Origin of the sequence: Achromobacter seleniivolatilans (genome assembly GCF_030864005.1) — a bacterium.
In the GTDB taxonomy this organism is placed as follows: domain Bacteria; phylum Pseudomonadota; class Gammaproteobacteria; order Burkholderiales; family Burkholderiaceae_B; genus Achromobacter; species Achromobacter seleniivolatilans.
In genome coordinates this window covers 3020478-3042162 of the sequence record NZ_CP132976.1, presented here as the reverse complement: position 1 = coordinate 3042162, position 21685 = coordinate 3020478, and the positions used below count along the sequence as shown (strand labels likewise).

The 21685-nt window shown below is 61.0% G+C and carries 22 protein-coding genes; 13 read left to right on the top strand and 9 right to left on the bottom strand.

From position 1 onward, the window contains the following. Positions 1-187: 187 nt before the first annotated feature. The 7 genes from RAS12_RS13675 to glcF all read left to right on the top strand — a co-directional run bounded on the left by RAS12_RS13675 (position 188) and on the right by glcF (position 7340). Positions 188-1156, top strand: coding sequence for a tripartite tricarboxylate transporter substrate binding protein (locus RAS12_RS13675; protein WP_306950743.1), 969 nt, complete (start codon positions 188-190; stop codon positions 1154-1156). Positions 1157-1197: 41 nt separating this feature from the next. Continuing rightward, positions 1198-1716, top strand: coding sequence for a 2,4'-dihydroxyacetophenone dioxygenase family protein (locus RAS12_RS13670; RefSeq protein ID WP_306950741.1), 519 nt, complete (start codon positions 1198-1200; stop codon positions 1714-1716). A 29-nt stretch (positions 1717-1745) separates the two neighbouring features. Next, a complete protein-coding gene (locus RAS12_RS13665) occupies positions 1746-2462 on the top strand; it encodes an SDR family NAD(P)-dependent oxidoreductase (RefSeq protein WP_306950739.1) in 717 nt (238 codons plus the stop codon). 44 nt (positions 2463-2506) lie between these two features. Continuing rightward, positions 2507-3346, top strand: coding sequence for an IclR family transcriptional regulator (locus RAS12_RS13660; RefSeq protein ID WP_306950736.1), 840 nt, complete (start codon positions 2507-2509; stop codon positions 3344-3346). Positions 3347-3482: 136 nt separating this feature from the next. Further along, positions 3483-4982: an FAD-linked oxidase C-terminal domain-containing protein gene (locus RAS12_RS13655; protein WP_306950734.1), complete on the top strand. Its 1500-nt coding sequence runs from the start codon at positions 3483-3485 to the stop codon at positions 4980-4982. 12 nt (positions 4983-4994) lie between these two features. Next, positions 4995-6101, top strand: coding sequence for a glycolate oxidase subunit GlcE (gene glcE / locus RAS12_RS13650; RefSeq protein ID WP_306950732.1), 1107 nt, complete (start codon positions 4995-4997; stop codon positions 6099-6101). Positions 6102-6107: 6 nt separating this feature from the next. Further along, positions 6108-7340, top strand: a complete 1233-nt coding sequence (glcF, locus tag RAS12_RS13645) for a glycolate oxidase subunit GlcF (protein WP_306950730.1) — start codon at positions 6108-6110, stop codon at positions 7338-7340. Positions 7341-7475: 135 nt separating this feature from the next. Here glcF and RAS12_RS13640 read toward each other — a convergent pair whose 3' ends face one another. From RAS12_RS13640 to RAS12_RS13620, 5 genes are all read right to left on the bottom strand, one after another. Further along, a complete protein-coding gene (locus RAS12_RS13640; protein ID WP_306950729.1) occupies positions 7476-8915 on the bottom strand; it encodes an NAD(P)(+) transhydrogenase (Re/Si-specific) subunit beta in 1440 nt (479 codons plus the stop codon). Beyond that, positions 8912-9229, bottom strand: coding sequence for an NAD(P) transhydrogenase subunit alpha part 2 (locus tag RAS12_RS13635; protein ID WP_306950727.1), 318 nt, complete (start codon positions 9227-9229; stop codon positions 8912-8914). The genes RAS12_RS13640 and RAS12_RS13635 overlap by 4 nt, the downstream gene beginning before the upstream one ends. Before the next feature lie 2 nt (positions 9230-9231). Next, complete coding sequence (locus tag RAS12_RS13630; protein ID WP_306950725.1) at positions 9232-10350, bottom strand: Re/Si-specific NAD(P)(+) transhydrogenase subunit alpha; 1119 nt, start codon at positions 10348-10350, stop codon at positions 9232-9234. A 169-nt stretch (positions 10351-10519) separates the two neighbouring features. After that, positions 10520-11395: an N-formylglutamate amidohydrolase gene (locus RAS12_RS13625; protein WP_306950723.1), complete on the bottom strand. Its 876-nt coding sequence runs from the start codon at positions 11393-11395 to the stop codon at positions 10520-10522. A gap of 67 nt (positions 11396-11462) precedes the next feature. Continuing rightward, positions 11463-12452: a Bug family tripartite tricarboxylate transporter substrate binding protein gene (locus RAS12_RS13620; RefSeq protein WP_306950721.1), complete on the bottom strand. Its 990-nt coding sequence runs from the start codon at positions 12450-12452 to the stop codon at positions 11463-11465. A 296-nt stretch (positions 12453-12748) separates the two neighbouring features. On the opposite strand from RAS12_RS13620, the gene RAS12_RS13615 reads away from it, so the two are divergent. The 3 genes from RAS12_RS13615 (at position 12749) to RAS12_RS13605 (ending at position 15757) form a co-directional block, all read left to right on the top strand. After that, positions 12749-13675, top strand: coding sequence for a LysR substrate-binding domain-containing protein (locus tag RAS12_RS13615; protein WP_306950719.1), 927 nt, complete (start codon positions 12749-12751; stop codon positions 13673-13675). Positions 13676-13682: 7 nt separating this feature from the next. Beyond that, the gene (gene mnmA / locus RAS12_RS13610) at positions 13683-14801 is read left to right on the top strand and encodes a tRNA 2-thiouridine(34) synthase MnmA (RefSeq protein ID WP_306950717.1); all 1119 of its coding nucleotides are present in this window, start codon (positions 13683-13685) and stop codon (positions 14799-14801) included. Between the two features lie 137 nt (positions 14802-14938). After that, positions 14939-15757, top strand: coding sequence for a sulfite exporter TauE/SafE family protein (locus RAS12_RS13605; protein ID WP_306950715.1), 819 nt, complete (start codon positions 14939-14941; stop codon positions 15755-15757). Positions 15758-15838: 81 nt separating this feature from the next. Here the strand turns inward: RAS12_RS13605 and RAS12_RS13600 are convergent, their stop codons facing one another. Next, the gene (locus RAS12_RS13600) at positions 15839-16450 is read right to left on the bottom strand and encodes a glutathione S-transferase N-terminal domain-containing protein (RefSeq protein WP_306950714.1); all 612 of its coding nucleotides are present in this window, start codon (positions 16448-16450) and stop codon (positions 15839-15841) included. A gap of 161 nt (positions 16451-16611) precedes the next feature. Here RAS12_RS13600 and purB point away from each other — a divergent pair, with 161 nt between their 5' ends. Both purB and RAS12_RS13590 read left to right on the top strand, forming a co-directional pair. Further along, positions 16612-17988, top strand: a complete 1377-nt coding sequence (purB, locus tag RAS12_RS13595; protein WP_306950712.1) for an adenylosuccinate lyase — start codon at positions 16612-16614, stop codon at positions 17986-17988. Positions 17989-18048: 60 nt separating this feature from the next. Beyond that, positions 18049-18507 (top strand): c-type cytochrome, encoded by a 459-nt coding sequence (locus RAS12_RS13590; RefSeq protein ID WP_306950710.1) that lies wholly within the window; start codon positions 18049-18051, stop codon positions 18505-18507. Between the two features lie 88 nt (positions 18508-18595). Here RAS12_RS13590 and RAS12_RS13585 read toward each other — a convergent pair whose 3' ends face one another. The 3 genes from RAS12_RS13585 to RAS12_RS13575 form a co-directional block, all read right to left on the bottom strand. Continuing rightward, a complete protein-coding gene (locus tag RAS12_RS13585; protein ID WP_306950707.1) occupies positions 18596-19288 on the bottom strand; it encodes a cytochrome b/b6 domain-containing protein in 693 nt (230 codons plus the stop codon). An 87-nt stretch (positions 19289-19375) separates the two neighbouring features. Further along, on the bottom strand, positions 19376-19657 hold the full coding sequence (locus tag RAS12_RS13580; RefSeq protein WP_306950705.1) for a hypothetical protein: 282 nt from the start codon (positions 19655-19657) through the stop codon (positions 19376-19378). Between the two features lie 710 nt (positions 19658-20367). Next, a complete protein-coding gene (locus tag RAS12_RS13575; RefSeq protein ID WP_306950703.1) occupies positions 20368-20727 on the bottom strand; it encodes a hypothetical protein in 360 nt (119 codons plus the stop codon). A 234-nt stretch (positions 20728-20961) separates the two neighbouring features. Here RAS12_RS13575 and RAS12_RS13570 point away from each other — a divergent pair, with 234 nt between their 5' ends. Further along, positions 20962-21666 (top strand): DUF3053 family protein, encoded by a 705-nt coding sequence (locus RAS12_RS13570; RefSeq protein ID WP_306950702.1) that lies wholly within the window; start codon positions 20962-20964, stop codon positions 21664-21666. Positions 21667-21685 lie beyond the last annotated feature (19 nt).

The window sequence follows — 21685 nt, the reverse complement described above, 5'->3', positions numbered from 1 at the left end:
CGGTTTTTTTTGTCTTCGTATTTTGGGTGTCGCCTGTTTTCAGTGACACACAGCGGCAAATCCTTTACTCTATTTTTTCGTAGACAAATGTCCATATTATGGACAAAAAGAATCAGGCCGTCTGCGAAACCTAAAAAAACGGACCCTGTTTCGATAGAAAACCGCGTCCAAGACAACGGAGACAAGGATGTTGATGAGACAAGGCTTGATGGCGGCCAGCCTGATCGCGGCCGGTTGGACAGCAGCGCTTCCGGCGCCCGCGCAAGCGGCAGACGCCTACCCGAACCAGCCAGTCACCCTGGTCGTGCCGTTCCAGCCGGGAGGGGGCACGGACGCCGTGGCCCGCGCGTTTGCCAAAGTGTCCGCCCAGTATTTTCCAAAAGGGATGGTGGTCTTGAACAAGGCCGGAGCAGGCGGCGCAGTGGGCTGGAAATATGTGTTGAACAACAAAAACGATGGGCACACCTTGACGGTCGTGACAGCAGAGTTCGTCATTCTTCCGCTGCTGGGGCTGTTCGACCATACCTACAAGGACTACACGCCGCTGGTGCAATTGAACGCGGACCCGGCGGCCATCGTGGTGCCGGTCAATTCGCCCTACAAAACCATCGAGGAGTTCATGGCGGCCGCGAAGAAATCGCCCGCCACGCTGAACGTCGGCACCTCGGGCACAGGCTCCATCTATGACGTGGCGTTGAGCGCATTCGAGGTCAAGTCAGACACCAAGTTCATGCACATTCCATTTCCAGGTTCAGGCCCGGCATTGTTGAATCTGCTGGGCGGTCAGTTGGACGCGGTGGCGACCAGCCCCGCTGAAGCCTCTGAATACGTGCGCGCCGGCAAGCTGCGCTTGCTGGTTTTGATGAGCGACAAGCGCGTGGCTGATTTTCCGGATGTACCAACAGCTAAAGAGAAGGGCGTTGACGTGGCTTATGGCACTTGGCGCGGTATTGCCGGCCCCAAGGGGATGCCGCCCGCCACCGTCGCCAAACTGAAGGAAGTCTTCGAGAAGGTAGCGCAAGATCCGCAGCTGATCTCGGCGATCAAGGCCCAGAACCTGGGATATGTCTATGCCGATGGCGCGGCCTTTGAAAAGACGATGGAGGCCGAAACCGCTGACTACGCCCAAGTCTTGAAGACCTTGAACATCAAGTGACTGCCCACGCCTCTTCCTCCACTTCAAACCGCAGGACTGCCATGAGTCATTCCACTGCCGTGCCCACTCCCTACCGCTATCCAAACCCCAAGGAGGCCTTGCCCGAAATCGTCGTGCCCCAAGTCATTCCCGATGACGAGCGCGTGTGGGTCCCGCAGGCAGAAAACGTCTGGTTCCGTCCGCTCTGTCTGAACGTGTCGCAGGGCTATTGGACGAACCTGCTGAGAGTGCGCAAATCAGGTGTGCTGAGTTGCCACCGGCATCCGCAGGCGGTGCACGGTTATGTGATCAAGGGATCGTGGCGCTATCTTGAACACGACTGGATTGCGCGCGAAGGCAGCTATGTGTTTGAGCCGCCGGGCGAAACGCACACTTTGTATGTGCCCGAAGACGTCGAGGAAATGATCACGATGTTTCAGGTCAACGGTGTCATGTATTACTGCGACAGCGAGGGTCGCCACACCGGCTATGAAGATGTGTTCACCAAGCTGGATATGTGCCGCAAACACTATGAAAGCGTGGGCTTGGGTTCGGACTACGTCGATCAGTTCATCCGCTGACCGGCGGCGCACCGAGCAAGGGAATCGTTATGAGTTTTCAAGCAGAGCTGTTTAAAGGCAAGGTGGCCGTGGTGACGGGCGGCACGCAGGGCCTCGGCCGTGGTGTGGCCGAGGCGTTGGCGCGATTGGGGGCGCACGTGATCGCGGTGGGACTGCCATCAACCGAGCCGCCGCCAGCGGGCGTTGAGGTCAGGGCGCTGGATGTGACAAAGGCCGGCGACATCGCCCAATTCGCCGCCTCGCTAGAGCGCGTGGACGTGCTGGTGAATTGCGCGGGTGTTATTTTTCGCCAGGAAGAATTCAAGCTGCCGGTCTTCGAGCGTGTGCTGGACATCAATCTGACCGGCACCATGCGCGTGTGCGAGGCCTTGCAACCGATGCTGGCGCGCGCTCAGGGCTGCATCGTCAACACGGCGTCCATGCTTAGTTTCTTTGGGGGCGGTCTGGTGCCGGCTTATAGCGCCAGCAAAGGAGGGGTTGCGCAACTGACCAAGTCGCTTGCCATCGCGTATGCCGAAGCGGGCATCCGGGTCAATGCCGTGGCGCCAGGCTGGATCGCGACACCGCTCACGCAAGCCTTGCAGGATGATCCGGTGCGCGCCGCTCGCATCATGGAGCGCACGCCGCTCAAGCGATGGGGCACCCCGGCCGATGTGGCGCAAGCAGTGGTGTTTTTGTGTTCGCCCGCCGCAGCTTTCATGACGGGCGTGGTGATGCCAGTGGATGGCGGCTACATGGTAACCTGACCCGCGCTCAGGCCCGCCTGCGCGCATCGTCACGGATATCGTCAATGAAAGCCACCCGCGTGCAAGCCCCCCGCGCCACTTCTGAGTCAAGCCCGGCGCCGGTCGTAAAACCAGTTGCCGGCACCGCATCGTTCTCCAAGTTCATGCGCGTGCTTGACACGATTGCACTGGGCGGCGACACCGCCTGGACGGTGCATGAATTGAGCGCCAGGCTGGGGTATCCGCGTCCGACCATTTATCGCATTGTCGAAGCGCTGGTGGCCGAGCAGATGATCGTTCAAAAGCGCCACACGCAAACGTTCGGGCTGGGGCCGCGGCTGATCAGCCTGGCCAGCCGCGCGCTTGAAAGCTCTGACATCCGCCAACTTTGCAAAGATCATCTGTTCGACCTGAAAACACTGACTCAGGAAACCGTGCACCTTGCCGTGCCGGACCGGTCGGAAATGACCTATATCGACAAACTGGAAAGTCCCAAGGCCGTGCGCATGAATTCGCGCCTGGGCAGCCGCGTCACGATGTATTCCAGTTCAGTCGGCAAAGCGTATCTTGCGCGGCTGGACCCGGACGCGTGCGAGGCGCTGATCGCGCAGTTGGACTTCAAGGTGTTTACCGACAGGACGTTGCGCACGCCCAAGGCGCTGAGAAGCGAACTGGAGCAGATCCGGCGTCAAGGCTACGCCGAAGATCGCGAAGAGAACGAGAAAGATATTTTTTGCTTCGGTTGCGCCATTACAGACAAGCAGAGCAGGCCAGTCGCCTGCGTGAGTCTGAGCATTCCAGCCTTTCGTATGAGCCCGAATCATACGGATAGCTATATCAAGCCGCTGATCGATACCTGCGCGGCCATTTCGCGGCAATTGGCGTTGGTCGATTTTTCAAATTAAGCGCGTGCACTGCGGCTTTTCGACGACAAAGCTGGTGTGCAATTACCGGTAGTTACGACTGCGTAGCCCGCAAAACCCGTGGATGCGGGTAAATCCCGGCCTGTTTTAAGGGACTGGTCGCGCTATTGTTGCGCTCATGAATTCACTGGTCGAAACCGGCCTGGCACAAGTGCAGGCGCCTTATTCATTGCAGCAGCTCACCGAGGCGTTGTTGGCCGCGTTGCCCGCGCACTGCGTGTTATTCCGCGAGGAAGACACCCGTCCCTACGAATGCGACGGCTTGTCGCTATACCGCGCGCTGCCTGCGGTCGTGGCCTTGCCTGAAACCGAAGAGCAGGTGCAGGCGATCATGCGCGTCTGCAAGCGGCTGAATGCCCCGATCGTTGCGCGCGGCGCGGGCACAGGATTGTCGGGCGGCGCGATGCCGCACAGCCAAGGCGTATTGCTGGGCTTGTCCAAGTTCAACCGCATCAAGCATATCGACTTGGCCAGCGCCACGGCCATCGTTCAGCCCGGTGTGCGCAACTTGGCTATCTCCGAAGCGGCCTCGCCTTATGGCCTGTATTACGCGCCCGATCCTTCCAGCCAAATCGCTTGCTCTATCGGCGGCAACGTCGCCGAGAATTCCGGCGGCGTGCATTGTCTGAAATACGGACTCACGGTGCACAACGTGTTGCGCGTGCGTGTCGTCACGATCGACGGCGATATCGTGGAATTGGGTTCCGAGGCGCCTGATGCGCCGGGCCTGGACTTGCTGTCCATATTCATTGGCTCCGAAGGCATGCTGGGCGTGGTGACGGAAGTGACGGTCAAGCTCATTCCCAAACCAGCGTGCGCGCAGGTGGTGATGGCCAGTTTTTCCAGCGTCGAAGCCGCAGGCAACGCCGTCACGCAAGTGATTGCGGCAGGCATGATACCGGCGGGTCTTGAAATGATGGACCGGCGCGCCACGCATATGGTGGAACCCTTTGTGCGTGCTGGCTACGACATGGATGCCCAAGCCATTCTGCTGTGCGAATCAGACGGCACACCCGAAGAAGTGGCGCATGAGATCGCACGAATGGAAGCGGTATTCCGCGATGCCGGCGCCACGCGCTGCCAGGTCTCCACGTCTGAAGCCGAGCGTTTGAAATTCTGGGCAGGACGCAAGAACGCATTTCCGGCGGCCGGCCGTGTGTCGCCCGATTACTACTGCATGGACGGCACGATTCCGCGCCGCCATTTGGCGCGGGTATTGGGCGCCATTGAACAGATGGAAGACGAATTCGGCCTGCGTTGCGCCAACGTGTTCCATGCGGGTGACGGCAATTTGCATCCGCTGATTCTGTTCGATTCGAATAAGCCAGACGAGGTTGAGCGCGCTGAAAAATTCGGCGCGGCGATTCTTGAGCTGTGCGTGCAAGTAGGAGGAACCGTGACTGGAGAGCACGGGGTGGGCATGGAGAAAATAAATCAAATGTGCGTGCAATTCTCTCGTGAAGAACTCGACGCGTTCCTGGCGGTCAAGCGGGCCTTCGACCCGCCATGTCTGCTGAACCCTGAAAAAGTGATTCCCACACTGGCCCGCTGCGCCGAATACGGCAAGATGCATGTCCACGCGGGCGAACTGCGCTTTCCAGATCTTGCTCGTTTCTAGGACATATCCCTTATGGATTTCGTCCTGTCGGAATTGTGCGACCAGGTCATGACAGCCCGTGCCGGTCACAAGCCTTTGTTTGTGATGGGTGGCGGCAGCAAGGCGTTTTACGGCAATTACCGTCCGGTAAGGCCGCAAGACGGCCACTGCCAGCTGGATATGACGCCGTATCGCGGCATAGTCAGCTACCACCCTTCGGAGTTGGTCGTGACCGTGCGCGCGGGAACCCCACTGGCTGAGTTGGAAGCTGCGCTGGCCGAGAACGGGCAGATGCTGGCTTTTGAACCGCCGCACTTCGGGCCGTCCGCTACCGTGGGCGGCTGTGTGGCGGCTGGCCTGTCAGGGCCTCGCCGCATGAGCGCGGGGGCCTTGAGGGATTTTGTCCTGGGCGTGCGCCTGTTGGACTCGGATGGGCGCTTCCTGTCGTTTGGCGGCGAGGTGATGAAAAACGTAGCGGGCTATGACGTGTCGCGTCTGCTGGCGGGTTCGCACGGTATCTTCGGCGCCATTCTGGACGTGTCGATGAAGGTGGTGCCTCGGCCGATGGAAGAATTGACGCTGTTGATGCCCGCGACGCAGGCCCAGGCGTTGAGCAGTTTTTCACTGTGGCGCGGCAAACCCCTGCCGATCTCCGCCAGCAGCTGGACAGGCGCCGATGAACATGGCGAGGGCGTCGTGCATGTGCGCCTGTCAGGCGCGCCGCCAGCCATTGCCAGCGCGCGTCAGGTCATCGGCGGAGATCCCATGACGCCGGATGCCGCTGAACAATGGTGGACATCGCTGCGTGAGCATACGCACGAATTCTTTGCGCCGGACCGGCCTTTGTGGCGAGTCGCGGTGCCGCCGACCGCCGCCGCGCTTGGTCTGGGCCCAAGCCTGATGGAGTGGGGCGGCGGGCAACGCTGGCTGTCCGGGCCATATGACGCGGCCGTGCTGCGCGAGGCTGCGGCCCGGCTGGGCGGGCATGCCACCTTGTTCCGGCCCGCTGGCATCAAACCGCCGGCCGATGGCGTTTTCCATCCGCTGGCCCCAGGCATCGCTTCGATTACGCGCCGGCTCAAGCAAGAGCTCGATCCGGCTGGCTTGTTCAACCCCGGCCGCCTGGTCCTGGACCTATAACGCATCATGCAAACCAACCTGGCATCCTGGGCACGCGACACTGATCTGGGCAAGGAGGCCGACGCCATCCTGCGGCGTTGCGTGCATTGCGGTTTCTGCACGGCCACCTGTCCGACGTATCAGGTCTTGGGCGACGAATTGGATAGTCCGCGCGGCCGCATCTATCTGATCAAGCAGGTATTGGAAGGTGCCGAGCCCACGCAATCCACGCAGTTGCATCTGGACCGCTGCCTGACCTGCCGTAATTGCGAAACCACCTGCCCGTCGGGGGTCGAGTACGGTCATCTGATTGATATCGGCCGCAAGATTGTTGACGAGCGCGTGCCACGCAAATGGGCGGACAAGACCAAACGCAATCTGCTGCGCCGGGCCATGCTGTCGCCGATGTTTGCGCCGGCGATGCGATTGGGCCAGGCGGTGCGGGGTCTTTTGCCCGATGCGTTAAAGCGCAAGGTTCCAGAGCGCCGCGATGCGGGCCCGCTGCCGGTGGTGACAGGCCACGCGAGGCAAGTACTGATGCTTACCGGCTGCGTGCAGCCGGCCATGATGCCCACCATTGATGCCGCTACGATCCGTGTGCTGGATGCCGTAGGCATTGGCGCCCGTCTCGCGCCCGGCGCTGGATGTTGCGGAGCGGTCAGTTTCCATCTGGATGCGCAGGATGCGGCATTGGCGCAAATGCGCGCCAATGTCGATGCGTGGTGGCCGCTGCTGCAGGGCGGGGGCGTCGAAGCTATCGTCATGAACGCATCAGGTTGCGGCGCGATGGTGAAAGACTATGCGCATCACCTGAAGCACGACCCTGCCTACGCGCAAAAGGCGGCGGACATCGTGGCGCTGGTAAAGGATGTGGCCGAGATTGTGGCGCCGCACGCGCAAGCACTGCGGGCGCGATTGCCTCAAGGCACGCGCGCTGCATTCCATCCGCCCTGCACTTTGCAGCACTGGCAAGGACTACGGCCTTTGTCTGAGCAACTGCTGGCGGACTTGGGGTTTGCCTTGCAGCCCTTCGCAGATAAACACTTGTGCTGCGGATCGGCGGGCGCCTATTCGGTTTTGAATCCGGAAATTGCGCTGGAATTGCGCGACCGCAAGCTGGACGCCATCGCGGCGGGTGGACCAGATGTGATCCTGTCGGCCAATATCGGCTGCATTGGCCATCTGCAAAGCGGCACTGACACGCCGGTCAGGCATTGGGTCGAAGTTGTGGACGAACAACTGCGCAAAGCAGCGGCGTAAGTCTTGGTCAGGCCGCTGCGGCAACGCCGATCCTGCGATACGAAATCAGCGCAGTAAATGAAGGCTGGGTGTAGCGCGATAGTCTTTTCGCACGTACACCCAGGCCTGATTGCGGGTGGCTCATCCGCCCCGCAATCACTCCACCGCTTTCACCATGTCTTCAATGACCTTCTTCGCATCGCCGAAAACCATCATCGTGCGATCCATGTAGAAGAGTTCGTTGTCCAACCCGGCATAACCAGAGGCCATCGAGCGCTTGTTCACGATCACCGTGCGCGCTTTATAGGCTTCCAGAATGGGCATGCCGGCAATGGGCGATGTCGGGTCGTTCTTGGCGGCTGGGTTAACGACGTCGTTCGCGCCCAGCACCAGCACCACATCGGTTTGCGCGAACTCGCTGTTGATGTCGTCCATTTCAAAGACCTGGTCGTATGGCACTTCGGCCTCGGCCAACAGCACGTTCATATGGCCGGGCATACGGCCTGCCACCGGGTGTATGGCGTACTTGACCGTCACGCCACGTTCCGTGAGTTTTGTGGCCAGCTCTTTCAACGCGTGCTGCGCACGCGCCACCGCCAGACCATACCCCGGGACGATCGTCACGCTTTCGGCGTTGGTCATCAGGAACGCGGCATCGTCGGCGCTGCCGGATTTGACGCTGCGTTGCTGCCCGTCGCCTGCTGCGGCGCCTCCGCCCGACTGGCCGCCGAAACCGCCCAGTATCACGTTGAAGAACGACCGGTTCATCGCCTTGCACATGATGTAGGACAGGATCGCGCCCGACGATCCGACCAGTGATCCGGCGATGATCAGCATCGGGTTATTGAGCGAGAAGCCGATGCCCGCCGCCGCCCAGCCCGAATAGCTGTTCAGCATGGACACCACCACCGGCATGTCCGCGCCGCCAATCGGGATGATGATCAGCACGCCCAGCACAAACGCGACCAGCGTCATGATGATGAAGGGCGTCCAGTCCTGCGTCAGCATGAACCACAGGCCGCAGCCCAGCATGACCAGCGCCAACGCCAGGTTCAGCATGTGCTGTCCGGGAAACACCACGGGGGCGCCCTGGAACAAGCGGAACTTGTATTTGCCGGACAATTTCCCGAACGCGATGACCGAACCCGAGAACGTGATGGCGCCCACGAAGGTGCCGATGAACAGCTCAAAGCGGTTGCCAGTGGGAATCAGCATGCCGGCCGGCACAATGCCGAAGGCGTGAGGTTCGGCCACCACGGCCACGGCGATAGCAACCGCCGCCAGGCCGATCATGCTGTGCATAAAGGCAACCAATTCCGGCATTTTCGTCATTTCGACGCGGCGTGCCATCAGCGTGCCGACTGAACCCCCAACCAGCAGGCCCAGCAAGACCCAGCCCAAGCCGATCGTGGCCGTGCCGCTACGCGCCAGACCGATGATGAGCGCCGCTGTCGTGAGTACTGCGATTGCCATGCCGGCCATGCCGAAGGCATTGCCCAGCCGTGAGGTGGTAGGGTGCGACAGCCCTTTCAGCGCCTGAATGAAGCAGACCGAGGCGATCAGATAAAGCAGAGTGACCAGATTCAGCGAGATCATTTTGCTTCCTCCTTGGCCGGCTTCTTGTCCTTTTTCCTGAACATTTCAAGCATGCGCCGGGTCACGAGAAAACCGCCGAACACATTGACAGCGGCCAGCGCCACGGCGAAAACACCCATGCCGCGAGCCAATCCGCCTTCGGTCAGCGCGGCCGCCAGCATGGCGCCCACGATGATGATGGCCGAGATCGCGTTGGTCACCGCCATCAATGGCGTGTGCAGCGCAGGGGTGACGTTCCACACGACGTGGTAGCCGACATAGATGGCCAGCACGAAGATGATGAGATTCATCAGGGTGGGGTTGATCGCTTCCATGTTCAGGTTCTCCGCAACACATTGCCGCCTTCGCACACCAGGCAGGCCGCCACGATTTCATCGTCGCGCTTGATGGCCAGTGCGCCGTCCGCATTGATGATGAGCTTCAGGAAATCCAGGATGTTCCGTGCATAAAGCGCCGACGCATCGGTGGCGACCAGACCGGGCAGATTGGTCAACCCGATGATCGTCACGCCGTGCTTTTCCACGATTTGTCCTTTTTCGGACAGGGGGCAGTTGCCGCCGCGTTCGACCGCCAGGTCGACGAGCACCGAGCCGGGTTTCATGGCGGCGACGGTTTCAGCGGAAACGAGCGTGGGGGCGGGCCGGCCAGGAATCAGCGCGGTGGAAATAACGATGTCGGCCTGCTTGCAGCGTTCGGACACCAGTGCCGCTTGCCGCGCCATCCACGAAGGCGGCATGGCGCGTGCGTAACCGCCCGTACCTTGCGCGATCTCACGTTCTTCGTCGGTTTCAAACGGCACGTCGATAAACTTGGCGCCCAGGGATTCCACTTGTTCGCGAGCGGCTGGACGCACATCGGAAGCTTCGACCACCGCGCCCAGCCGTTTGGCGGTGGCAATGGCTTGCAGGCCCGCAACGCCCGTGCCCAGGACAACGGCGCGCGCGGCTTTCAAGGTGCCAGCGGCCGTCATCATCATGGGGATCAGACGGCCGTAATGATGCGCGGCCAACAAGACGGCTTTGTAGCCGGCCAGATTGGCCTGAGATGACAAAACGTCCAGGCTTTGCGCCCGCGTGATGCGCGGTGCGGCTTCAAGTGCGAATCCGACCAGTCCTGCACCCGCCATCTGCTCAAGCCCCTCGGCATCGAATGGATCGAGCATGCCGATCACAACGGCGCCTCGTTTCATGAGGGTTAGTTCAGAAGCTGCAGGCGCGCGAACTTTCAAGACCAGTTCGGCGCCCAAGGCATCCTGGGCGGTGCCGAGCGTTGCGCCCGCGCCCTCGTAGGCGTCGTCAGGGTAGTGTGCGGCGCTGCCTGCGCCGCGTTCCACGACAACGGTGTGTTTGCCGGCTACATACTTCTTGACGGTCTCTGGTGTTGCTGCGACACGGGTTTCCCCGTCTCGGGTTTCACGTGCTATCCCGATGTGCATCGACGCCTCTCCTAGAAGGTTCGCCGTAGTTATAACGGAATAAGGGAAAAAAAGCCCCTAGGCAAAAAAAACCCCACGGCGTGAACCATGGGGTCTGGGTTTTTCAACCCGCTTGCTCCGGCCAGTCTTACTGCGCTGCTGGCCGGTACCGGCGCGCAAACGTCCGGCGTCAGGCCGTTTGCGCGCGAGTCCACTTGATCAGCGCGGCGGTGAGCTCGCGCAGATCGGCCTTTAAGCGGCCATAGTTTTCGGTAGGACGCAGTGTCACTTCATCCATATAGAGATTGCGGTTGATCTCAATCTGCAAGCTGTGGCGGCCCTCTTCGGGGCGGCCGAAAGCGCGCACCAGTTCGACACCCTTGTAGGGATCGTTCACCGTGACGTTGTAGCCGCGCTCGCGCAGCCAGGCCGCAATGAATTCCCGGAAGGCCGGATCGCTGGTGCTGCCGTCGCGGTCGCCGAGCACGAAGTCAGGGTGCACCAGGCCGGGGCGATCGGTCGCGAAAGCGCCTGCAACGCTGGGCATGGAATGGCAGTTGATATGCCAGACCTTGCCGAACTTCTTGTGGGCGGTGTCCAGCACTTGGCCGAGCGCTGCGTGGTAGGGCTTCCAGCACGCGTTGATGCGGTGGCGGACTTCTTCAATCGTCAGCTTGCGGTTGTACAGCGGCGTGCCGTCGTCCAGCATGCGCCAGATCAGGCCCTTGCCCAGCCGGACCTTGGGCGACGCATTGATGGGGTCGGGCCACTTTTCGTCCAGCAGCAGTTCGTCGATTTCGTCGGGCGCGCGGTTGGCGTCGATGTAGGCGCGCGGAAATCCGGCAGCGATCATCGGCACGCCCATTTCCATGGCGTCGCCCCACAGATCATCAACCCAGGTGTCCTCGGCAGTGCGCAGTGCGCCAAAGTCCACCGCGGCTGCGAAATCAGGAGGGTAGGCGGTGCCGCTGTGCGGAGAGTCCAGCACTAGCGGGGCCGAGGATTCCGAATCCGGATATTGCTGCGGAAGGTCGAGCCGGTAAGACAGGGGTTGGGTAATTCGCATATAGAGGTGTTGCGTTCGTGAATCGGAGGCCCTCGCGCTCCGTCGGGGCGCGAGGGCCGAAGATCGCTTAGTCGATCTTCACGTTGGCTTCTTTGGCGATGCGCTTGTTCTTGGCGATTTCTGCCGAGATCTGCTTGCCAAAATCAGCCGAGCTGTTGGCGGCGGGCTCAGCGCCCAGGCCTTCCAGGCGTGCCTTGACGTCGGCTTCGGCGCTGACCTTCTGAACGGCTGCATTCAGCTTGGCCAGGATGGGCTCCGGCAGTTTGGCCGGGGCAACCAGGCCAAACCACGACGCGTCGTTCACGGCCGGCAGGCCGGCTTCGGCGAACGTCGGCACGTCGGGCAAGGCTGCTACGCGCTTGGGCGAGGCAACGGCCATGGCGATCAGGCGGCCGGACTGAACGTGCGGCAACGTGGACGGCAGGTTGTCATACATGACATCGACTTGGCCAGCCAGCGCATCATTCAATGCCGGGCCCACGCCACGGTAAGGCACGTGCATCAGATCGGTGCCGGAGGCCATCTTGAACAGTTCGCCCATCATGTGCGAGACCGAACCGTTGCCAGCCGACGCGTACGTCAGCTTGCCCGGCTGGCTTTTGGCCAGCTTGATGAACTCGGCCATGTTCTTGGCCTGAACCTTCGGGTTGATCGTCATGATGTTCGGCACGGCAGCCAGGTTCGAGATGGGCGTGAAGTCCTTCTCGCCATCGAACGGCAGGTTCGGGTAGATAGCCGGGTTGATGCCGTGCGTGCTGACTGTGGCGATGCCCAGGACGTAGCCGTCCGGCGCGCTGCTGGCCACAAAGGCGCTGCCGATGGAGCCGCCGGCGCCGCCGCGGTTTTCCACCACGACGGTCTGGCCCAATTCCTTGCTCAGCTTGTCAGCGAACAGGCGGCCGACGATGTCGGTGGTGCCTCCGGGCGGGAAGGGGACGATCAGGCGGATGGGCTTGCTCGGGTACGCGTCTTCTGCGTGTGCGATACCCGAGGTCAGCGGCATGGCCAAGGTCGCGGCAGCGACACAGAGGCCCAGGACTACATTACGGCGTTGCATGAATTCCCCTAATTAATTGGAAAGCGGATGCGCAAAGGCAGACGCAAACGCAACGATTCTTTCCTGGGAGGCCGGTTTGCGCAAACGAAAGTTTCTCCGTAAGCTATGACTTTTTTTCATACCTCTTTTCGCGGCGGCCCAATCTTTGCGGTTTTTTTGTCGCGCGGTTTGAAACAATTTGCGCTCTCGGCGCAAATGCCCAAGAGGGGCGCGGATGTTTTTTCCGCCCAGCACCCCCAAGAAATTCGCCCGTTCTCAAGGGCAAGGAGCCTACGGAGACCGTGGGAGCAATGTAAATGCGTCGTTTCTGTCCCTCTTTAACGGATTTGCAGGCGTTTGAAGTCGCCGCGCGGCACAGCAGTTTCACGCGCGCCGCCCAGGAATTGTGTGTGACGCAGGGGGCGGTCAGTAAACAGGTGAAACATCTGGAAGAGTTCGTTGGCGTCGAACTATTCCTGCGGATCAGGCAAGGGCTGGTGTTGACCGAGGCTGGCCGCAGTTATCTGACCAAGATTCAAGCCGGCCTGGGCCAGATCGAAGCCGCCACCGTCGAGCTGATTGCGCACCAGGGGCAGGGCGGAACGCTCAACCTGACCTGTATGCCGACCTTTGGCGCGCGCTGGCTGATTCCGCGCCTGACGGCCTTTATGCGTCTGCGGCCCGATATCCACGTGGAGTTCCTGCCGCATCGCCAGGGGTATGACTTTTCAACCCCGGAGCTTGATGCCGCCGTGCGCTTTGGCGAAGGCCTGTGGCCGGGCAGCGGCTCGGATTACATCGTGGGCCGTGAAATCGTGCCTGTATGCAGTCCGCGTCTGATCCCGGGCGGCTGTGCGTCGCCCGAGGCGCTGCTGGCCTATCCGCTGCTGCACCACACGTCTGCGCTGGAGGGGTGGCGCGATTGGTTCGAGCAAGCCGGCTGTGACACCCGGCGCAGCCTGGAAGGCGCGCGCTTTGATCAGTACGCGCTGTTGTCCCAGGCCGCCGCGGCGGGTTTCGGCGTGGCGCTGATTCCGCGCTGCCTGATCGAAGACGAGCTGCGCGACGGTAAACTGTCGGTCGCAATCCAGCTGCCCATCCGGGCGCGCATGGGGTACTACCTGTGCTATCCCGAGCAAAAGGCCAATCTGCCCACTTTGCAGGCATTTCGGACGTGGCTGATGGAAGTGTCGCGTGCGGCGGAACCGCAGCCGCGGGAAGACGCCTTGTCCGAACTAAAATAGTCCCATCATGAGTCAAATATCCACCAAGAAAGGCCGCGTTGTCGTGGGCATGTCCGGCGGGGTCGATTCTTCGGTCACCGCATGGTTGCTTAAGCAGCAAGGCTACGAGGTCGTCGGCCTGTTCATGAAGAACTGGGAAGACGACGACGATTCCGAATACTGTTCCACCCGCCAGGATTTGCTGGACGCCGCGAGCGTCGCCGATCTGGTGGGCGTCGAGTTTGAATTCGTCAATTTCGCTGCCGAATACAAGGATCGCGTGTTTGCGGAGTTCCTGCGTGAGTACTCCGCCGGCCGTACACCCAATCCCGATGTGCTGTGCAATGCCGAGATCAAGTTCAAGGCGTTTCTGGACCACGCGATGGCGCTGGGCGCCGAACATATCGCTACCGGGCATTACGCACGCGTGCGCGAGGTGCCGGCCGAGGGTGGCGGCAGCCAGTTTCAGTTGCTGAAGGCGCTGGACGGGTCCAAGGACCAAAGCTACTTTCTGCATCGCTTGAATCAGGCGCAACTGTCGCGCACCTTGTTCCCCTTGGGCGAAATCCACAAGACGGAAGTGCGGCGCATTGCGCACGAAATCGGTCTGCATAACGCCGCCAAAAAGGATTCCACCGGCATCTGCTTTATTGGCGAACGGCCGTTCCGTGAATTCCTGAACCGCTACCTGCCCACAGAACCCGGCCCGATCATGACGCCGGAAGGGCAGAAGGTTGGCCGTCACGAGGGGCTCTCTTTCTACACCCTGGGCCAGCGCAAGGGCCTGGGTGTGGGCGGCGTCAAAGGTCGCCAGCGTGAAGACGGTACGGCTGAAGCCTGGTATGTGGCGCGCAAAGATCTGGAGCGCAACATTCTGTATGTGGTGCAGGGGCATGATCATCCCTGGCTGCTGTCGGACCAGTTGAAGGCGCAAGATGCCAGCTGGGTTGCTGGTCATCCTCCGGTGGCGGGCACTTACGGCGCCAAGACGCGCTACCGTCAGGCGGATGCGGCCTGCCGTCTGGACAATGCGCAGGGCAGTACCTTCGCACTGGATTTCACAGAGCCGCAATGGGCGGTCACGCCGGGCCAATCCGCCGTGCTTTACGATGGCGATGTTTGCTTGGGCGGCGGCATCATCGTATAGCCGGCGCTGGGACGCAATTTCTGTCCCAAGCTCAATACCTGGCCCGTAACGGCCCCATACTTCAAGGCCCCCGGTGCGCAGCCCGCGGGGCCTTGCTCATGGCAAACAAAAAAAGAATTCAACAAGAGGAGACAGTTGTGGATGTAACGATGGTGATTTGCCTGCTGGTGTTGGGCGGGGTGGTGGGTTTCGCGGCGGGATTGCTTGGCATTGGGGGCGGGATGCTGCTGGTGCCTTTTCTGACAATGCTATTTGCCTGGAAGGGCATGCCGTCTGATCTGGTGGTACACGCCGCTATCGCTACGTCGATGACATCGATCCTGTTCACGTCGATCTCCAGCGTCAGGGCGCACCAGCAGCGAGGCACGATCAAGTGGGGCATTGTGTGGGCGATGGCGCCCGGCATCATCATTGGCGGCCTGATTGCGGGCGGCGCGGTGTTCGCGGCGCTCAGCACTTTGTGGTTGTCGCTCTTTTTTGCGCTGTTCGTAGGCTATTCCGGCTGGAGCATGCTGCAAAACAAGAAACCCAAGCCGTCGCGCCAGATGCCCGGTATTGCCGGCACGAGCGCAGCGGGGGCTGGGATTGGTTTTCTGTCGGGTCTGGTTGGCGCGGGTGGCGGCTTCTTGTCCGTGCCCTTCATGGTCTGGTGCAACGTGGCGCTGCACAATGCGGTGTCGACTTCGGCGGCGTTGGGCTTTCCCATCGCGCTGGCCAACAGTGTGGGTTACGTGGTGTCGGGCCTGAATGAAGGCGCATCGCGGCCAGGCATGTTGGGATTCATCTACTGGCCGGCGTTGCTGGCGCTGGTCTGCACTAGCGTGTTGACGGCGCCCTTGGGCGCGCGCATGGCGCATCGCCTGCCGGTGCAGACCTTGAAGCGGGTGTTTGCGTGTCTGCTGTTCGCGTTGGCCGCGTACATGCTGTTCAAGGCCTGGCAGACCTTTACGGCTTGATGGCAGAGCAGGGAAGGGGGCAGGCCGCAGGACGCGGCTTGCGCCGAGCGCCAGGGTGAACCCGGCGCTCGTTCAGAACTGTCAGGCGGTCTTGGGCGCGGTATCGATGAACGATTGCCGCAGGGACAGCTTGTCGTACAAGCGGGCCAGGTTCAGCTGGTTGGCGCGCCAGTCCAGCGAGGCAAAGCGCAGGTCCAGGTAGCCAAGCGCGCAGCCGACGGCGATATCCGCCAGGCTGTAGTTGATGCCCATGCAGTGGGCGTTGTCACCCAGGCTTTTGTTCATGGCATCCAGGCTTGCGTGGATCTTGCTGTATTGACGCTCGATCCATTCAGGGCTGCGCTGCGCTTCGGGCCGCTGGTTTTCCTTGACGATGGCGACGCAGGCGTCCAGAAGGCCATCAGCAATGGCTTCCCAGCATTTCACGGCCGCACGATCGCGTCCCGGCTGAGGAATCAGGCGGGCAACGGGAGACAAGGTGTCCAGGTATTCGACGATGACGCGCGAATCAAACAAGGCGCCGGCATCTTCCATGACCAGGCAGGGCACCTTGCCCAGCGGATTGTACGTTTGGATCTGCGTGTCGGCGGACCAGACGTTTTCGAGTTCAAGCCGGTAATCCAGCTTTTTCTCGGCCATAACGATGCGCACTTTGCGTACGTAAGGACTGGTAAGCGAGCCGATCAATTTCATGGAGTCACAAGCGGAGTCGGAAAGCGGCCGAAGTATAGCAGGCCGCATGACGGTCGTATTGTCCGCTGGCCGGATTCTTCGTTAGTTTGCCACAATGTTGCATTGCCCCGGATGATAAAATCGTCGGGTTTTCCCATCCGTAGCTATTTCTACCTCAGACCATGCAAATCGCCGATCAGTTGAGCCAACTTAATGCCCTTTCGCCATTGGATGGCCGTTACGCTTCCCGAGGCGACGCATTGCGCGGTCTGCTTTCCGAAGCCGGCTTCATGGCGCACCGTGTCGAAGTCGAGGTGGCCTGGCTGGTCGCGCTGTCGGATGCCGGTCTGCCCGAACTGCCCGCTTTCTCTGAAGCTGCCCGTCAGCGCCTGCAGCAATTGGTGCAGAACTTCTCCGAAGCGGATGCTGGCCGCATCAAGGATATTGAACGCGTCACCAACCACGACGTGAAGGCTGTCGAATACTGGTTGAAGGAAAAAGTGGCCGATGACGCCGAGCTGGCTCGCGCTGCCGAGTTCATTCACTTTGCCTGCACGTCCGAAGACATCAACAACACCTCGCATGCGCTGATGCTGTCTCGCGCCCGCGATCAGGTTGTGGTGCCGCGCCTGCGTGAGCTGGCCGCCAAGCTGAATGAAATTGCCATTGCGCAAGCCGACCAACCCATGTTGTCGCGCACGCATGGCCAGCCGGCCAGCCCCACGACCTTGGGCAAGGAATTCGCCAACGTGGCGGCTCGCTTGAACCGCGCGATTGCCGCGGTTGAAGCGGTCCAGCCGCTGGCCAAGATGAACGGCGCCACGGGCAACTACAACGCGCACTTGTCGGCTTATCCCGAAATCGACTGGCCTGCATTCAGCCAGCGCGTGCTGACCGGCCTGGGCCTGACCCAGAACCGTCACACCATCCAGATCGAGCCGCATGACTGGATGTCGGCCTTGTTTGACGCCATCACGCGCGCCAACATCATTGTTCTGGACCTGGATCGTGACGTCTGGGGGTATGTGGCGCTGGGCTATTTCAAGCAGCGTCTGAAAGACGGCGAAGTCGGTTCGTCCACCATGCCGCACAAGGTCAACCCGATCGACTTCGAAAACTCCGAAGGTAATCTGGGGCTGGCCAACGCCGTCCTGCGCCATTTGGCAGACAAGCTGCCGATCTCCCGCTGGCAGCGCGATCTGACCGACTCCACCGTTCTGCGCAATCTGGGCGTGGGCCTGGGTTATTGCCTGGTGGCGTGGGATGCGTGCATGCGCGGCTTGGGCAAGCTTGAGGTCAACGTGGCTGCAATCGATGCCGATATCGATGCGTGCTGGGAAGTGCTTGCCGAGCCGGTGCAGACGGTCATGCGCCGTTATGGCCTGCCGCAACCGTACGAACAGCTCAAGGCCTTGACGCGAGGCAAGGGCATTACCGAAGAAGGTCTGCGAGAATTCATCCAGGGCCTGGAGCTGCCGGAAGAGCCGAAGGCCCGCTTGCTGGCGATGACCCCGCGCTCGTACATCGGGCTGGCTGCGGAATTGGCCCGGGCGGTATAGTCGCCACTTGCCGCGCGCGTGATGCGCGCGGCATTCACGTTGACCTTACGGGAGATTGCAATGAAGAAGTTGTCCACGCTTGTCGCGTTGGCCTGTATGACGGTGGGGCCGCTGTTGGCGACTACCGCCTCGGCGCAGTTCGCCAAGCCGGAAGACGCCGTCAAGTATCGCCAGTCGGCGTTGACGTTGATCGGTTCGCACTTCGGCCGCATGGCGCCGGTGGTCAAGGGACAGGCGCCTTATGACGCCGCGCAGATCAAGGCCAACGTCGAAGTACTGAAGACCTTGGCGGCGCTGCCGTGGGCAGGCTTCGGTCCGGGCACGGAGGGCGGCGATGCCCGCCCCGAGGTCTGGAGCGATGCGGCTGGCTTCAAGCAAAAGCAGCAGGCATTTCAGGATAACGTCGTGAAGCTGTCTGCGGCGGCCGATGCCGGCGATCTGGACAAGCTGCGCGCCGCTTTTGGTGACGTGGGCGCAAGCTGCAAAGCTTGCCACGATTCCTATCGCAAGAAGAAGTAAGACGCAGGCCGCCTCCGGGCGGCCTTGATGGTCAAAAAAAGGCCCCTCGATCGGTTTTCGAGGGGCCTTTCTTTTAGCGGTGACAACGTCAGGAAAATGACATGTCCGCCGCAACTTCCAGTGTCCGTATCCACAACACCAGGCCGGTGACGCAGGCGCCCAGCAGCAAGGCGCGCAACCAGATGACAAAGCCGTCTTGTGCGGGCGGAGTGCCAGCGGGCAGGTCTTTTGCGTCGACATTGCCGGTGATGATGGCGCGCACCAAGCGCTTGCGGCGCACCAGCGTATACCAGGCTACGGCCAGCAGGTGCAGCGCGATAAGGCCGATGATGACCCATTCATTCAGCTTGTGCCAAGAGGTCAGGGTGCTGGAGGTCGATTCACTGACGAGCCCGAACAGCGGCCCTTGCGTCATGATGTCATCGGTAGTGAAGAGGCCGCTTGCGGCCTGAAAGCCGATCACCAGCAGCAGGGCCATGACGGACAGTGCGCCTAGTGGATTGTGGCCGGCGGCCGGAGCGGCGCCTTTAAGGTATCGGGCCACGGCGGCGGGGCCACGCACAAACTGCGCGAAACGCGCATAGTGCGGACCGACGATGCCCCACAGCAAGCGGAAAATGATCAGTCCCAGCGCCGTACAGCCGAAGCGCACGTGCCAGTCCATATACAGACCGCCCAGCTTTACGCTGACGAAGGCGCCGACAATACAGACGACTAGCGCCCAATGGAATAAACGGGTGGGAAGATCCCAGATACGGACTGCAAGCCGGTTGTTCTGCATGATGATGTCGCCCTGACTAGGTTGCGACCGACTTTATCACGCATAAATGAACTCGCCGCGCATGAAGCGCGGCGAGTTTGAGCTAGCTCAGTGCGTGGTGCTTCGCACCGATTCGATGCGATGGACGTGCTCGTGACGGAAGCGGATACGCTGGCCGGGGGCCTTTTGCGTAGCCGAGCCGCAAGGCACGACTTCGGTCGTGTAGGTCGTCGTGCCGTTGATAGGCGCGTTGAAGATGACCGTTGCACGAATTGCGGGGCCATTGGCCGGTTGCAGGTAAACGATGTCGCCGATGTGGATCGGCGTGTTGTCCAGCGTCGTATGAGCCGGGCGTCGGATCAGGTCCGAAGTAGTAAAACGAGTATTCATGGTGTGTGTTCTCTTAATTTCTAGTTATTAGAAGACTGCATTCAGTCATGTCGCGCAGGGCGCGGCTTTTATATTCCGCGCATCCTTGCCGCTTGCCTGTCCAGCCGGGTTGATTTGGACGGGCAGTCATGACACTAACGCATAAGTGTTGCCGTTCCTTTGCGCATTCTCATGTTTTTGCGATCGCGGGTAACGGGGTGATGTCATCGGTCAGTCCGAGATGGCATCGATTCAGGCCAGGTGGCGTGCATGTTCAGAGCATGCGCTCTTTTGGCCTGAGGGGTCCGCGCAGAGTGGGTTGGCTCTTGCGGGTGCTGGGCGTGTTGCCGCAAAGGCGCGACGCCACAGCAAGTTTGGTTGCTTCTTGCCGAACCGGACTGGCGGTTGGGCGAAGGTGTATCGGATGACTGCGGGGTTTACTGATTTGTCCAGGCCGGTTCCGGAATTTGCGTTTTTGGTGTTGTAAGTCTTCGCAAATCAGCTCGGGGCCGAGTGGCTTGGAGGCTGGCTGTTGTTATGCGGCCAGCAGGGTTGCATGCCGTAGCATGGTGTCCAAAGCCCTGGAGAGTGGTCAGTGCATTGCGCCGGAATGTTTAAATAATAATGGCGCACGCAGAAAGCTCAACTAGGGATGATATCGCTAGTTGAGCCGGTTTGCAAGTGTTTTTTGAGGGCGGGCCGTTTGGGCGGGCAGAGCGGCCCTTGAAACCTTAGTGCGGGGCAGCGCTAGCTTGGCGCTGGGCCTCAATGATCAGTGTTTCAAGGCGGGGCGACATCTGCAAGGCGACCTGAGCGCCCATTGAACCGTCGGGCTGGCGTTGCGTTTCCAGCGCAAGCTCAATGCGCTCGCCGTCGAACGCCTCTGGCGCTGCCTGGATCTGGACGTAGCGGTTGAGCAGGGCGTCGACTGCCTTTTGTGCGTCGGCGAGCGATTCTTCCGACAATTGTCCCTGCCCCAGATATTGATTCACCACCCTGGCCAGATCGTTCATGAAAAACAGCAATGCGGCCGCGCCGTGGCAATCGGGCTGGAGAAAACCCCAGGTGTCGGAAGTGGTGTGTTGATTCATGGGCTGAAGCCAAACTCTTGTTGCAGGCGGCCATATGGCCGAAACCGCTATTTTAGGGGATCGGGGCGCCAGGGAGGCACGGCTGGGCCGTGCCCTGTGTCAACTCGATTCGATCGCAACAAAATCCGCCTGGCGGCGGGCGCGGGTGACGGCTTCGGGATAATCTGCGCACTGGCGGGCCGCTCGCAGGTGGCGCCGCGCCCTTTTTACAACCCGCACGCAAGGAGCATAGGCATGTCAATGTGGCGAGCCTGCCTGACGGGTCTGGCGATGGCCTCCATGCTGGTCGTCACGGCCTGCGTCAATAAAGAACCGCAAGAGCGGATCGCATTTATCCAGTTGCTGCAATCCCGGATCAATAGCGAGGCACTGTTGCCGCTGGCTGAGTTGAGCAAGTCCGAAAAAGAGGCAATTGGCGACTACACCAACGCGTACGAAGTCATGACTGAGTTTCAGCAGGCGATGGCGCGCGCCGCCATGCCGCTGCGCGAGGTGTTGATGGTAGAGACGATCCGGTCCGTGGGCGACATTGTCGAGCGCAAATCAGGATTTGAAACCGCCCGCAAGACGCTGGCGGACAGCGCGGCGGCGCTTCAGAAAGCGCGGGCCAAGGCGGATCAGGCGCGTGCCGCGATGGAATTGCCCCCCGATCTGGTGCCGGTCTATGGCGGCGTCTATGACGACGCCGTGACTGCGCCTGCCGCTGAATTGATGGAGGCGGCGTCCAAAATGGATACGGTGGCAAGAGATGCAATCGGCATTGCGGATTACGTGGCGGCGCATGCTGCGGACATTCAGCTTGACGATGGCCAGGCACGCGTGGCCACGCTGACTTTGCAGCAGGAGTTGAACCTGCGCTTGCAAGGTCTGAACGCGCAGGCAGAGAGCTTGGCCGAAGCCCGCAGCATTGTTCTGCTTGCCGCGGGCCGCGGGTCTTGAACGCGCCAAACGACGCCTT

Excerpts from the sequence above, each read along its gene's own strand:
- RAS12_RS13675 (WP_306950743.1), top strand. The coding sequence starts at position 188 with ATGTTGATGAGACAAGGCTTGATGGCGGCCAGCCTGATCGCGGCCGGT.
- RAS12_RS13575 (WP_306950703.1), bottom strand. The coding sequence starts at position 20,727 with ATGAATCAACACACCACTTCCGACACCTGGGGTTTTCTCCAGCCCGAT.
- RAS12_RS13585 (WP_306950707.1), bottom strand. The coding sequence starts at position 19,288 with ATGCAGAACAACCGGCTTGCAGTCCGTATCTGGGATCTTCCCACCCGT.
- purB (WP_306950712.1), top strand. The coding sequence starts at position 16,612 with ATGCAAATCGCCGATCAGTTGAGCCAACTTAATGCCCTTTCGCCATTG.
- RAS12_RS13625 (WP_306950723.1), bottom strand. The coding sequence starts at position 11,395 with ATGCGAATTACCCAACCCCTGTCTTACCGGCTCGACCTTCCGCAGCAA.
- mnmA (WP_306950717.1), top strand. The coding sequence starts at position 13,683 with ATGAGTCAAATATCCACCAAGAAAGGCCGCGTTGTCGTGGGCATGTCC.
- RAS12_RS13660 (WP_306950736.1), top strand. The coding sequence starts at position 2,507 with ATGAAAGCCACCCGCGTGCAAGCCCCCCGCGCCACTTCTGAGTCAAGC.
- RAS12_RS13600 (WP_306950714.1), bottom strand. The coding sequence starts at position 16,450 with ATGAAATTGATCGGCTCGCTTACCAGTCCTTACGTACGCAAAGTGCGC.
- RAS12_RS13630 (WP_306950725.1), bottom strand. The coding sequence starts at position 10,350 with ATGCACATCGGGATAGCACGTGAAACCCGAGACGGGGAAACCCGTGTC.
- glcF (WP_306950730.1), top strand. The coding sequence starts at position 6,108 with ATGCAAACCAACCTGGCATCCTGGGCACGCGACACTGATCTGGGCAAG.
- RAS12_RS13640 (WP_306950729.1), bottom strand. The coding sequence starts at position 8,915 with ATGATCTCGCTGAATCTGGTCACTCTGCTTTATCTGATCGCCTCGGTC.
- RAS12_RS13615 (WP_306950719.1), top strand. The coding sequence starts at position 12,749 with ATGCGTCGTTTCTGTCCCTCTTTAACGGATTTGCAGGCGTTTGAAGTC.
- RAS12_RS13620 (WP_306950721.1), bottom strand. The coding sequence starts at position 12,452 with ATGCAACGCCGTAATGTAGTCCTGGGCCTCTGTGTCGCTGCCGCGACC.
- RAS12_RS13580 (WP_306950705.1), bottom strand. The coding sequence starts at position 19,657 with ATGAATACTCGTTTTACTACTTCGGACCTGATCCGACGCCCGGCTCAT.
- RAS12_RS13570 (WP_306950702.1), top strand. The coding sequence starts at position 20,962 with ATGTCAATGTGGCGAGCCTGCCTGACGGGTCTGGCGATGGCCTCCATG.
- glcE (WP_306950732.1), top strand. The coding sequence starts at position 4,995 with ATGGATTTCGTCCTGTCGGAATTGTGCGACCAGGTCATGACAGCCCGT.
- RAS12_RS13665 (WP_306950739.1), top strand. The coding sequence starts at position 1,746 with ATGAGTTTTCAAGCAGAGCTGTTTAAAGGCAAGGTGGCCGTGGTGACG.
- RAS12_RS13635 (WP_306950727.1), bottom strand. The coding sequence starts at position 9,229 with ATGGAAGCGATCAACCCCACCCTGATGAATCTCATCATCTTCGTGCTG.
- RAS12_RS13670 (WP_306950741.1), top strand. The coding sequence starts at position 1,198 with ATGAGTCATTCCACTGCCGTGCCCACTCCCTACCGCTATCCAAACCCC.
- RAS12_RS13655 (WP_306950734.1), top strand. The coding sequence starts at position 3,483 with ATGAATTCACTGGTCGAAACCGGCCTGGCACAAGTGCAGGCGCCTTAT.
- RAS12_RS13590 (WP_306950710.1), top strand. The coding sequence starts at position 18,049 with ATGAAGAAGTTGTCCACGCTTGTCGCGTTGGCCTGTATGACGGTGGGG.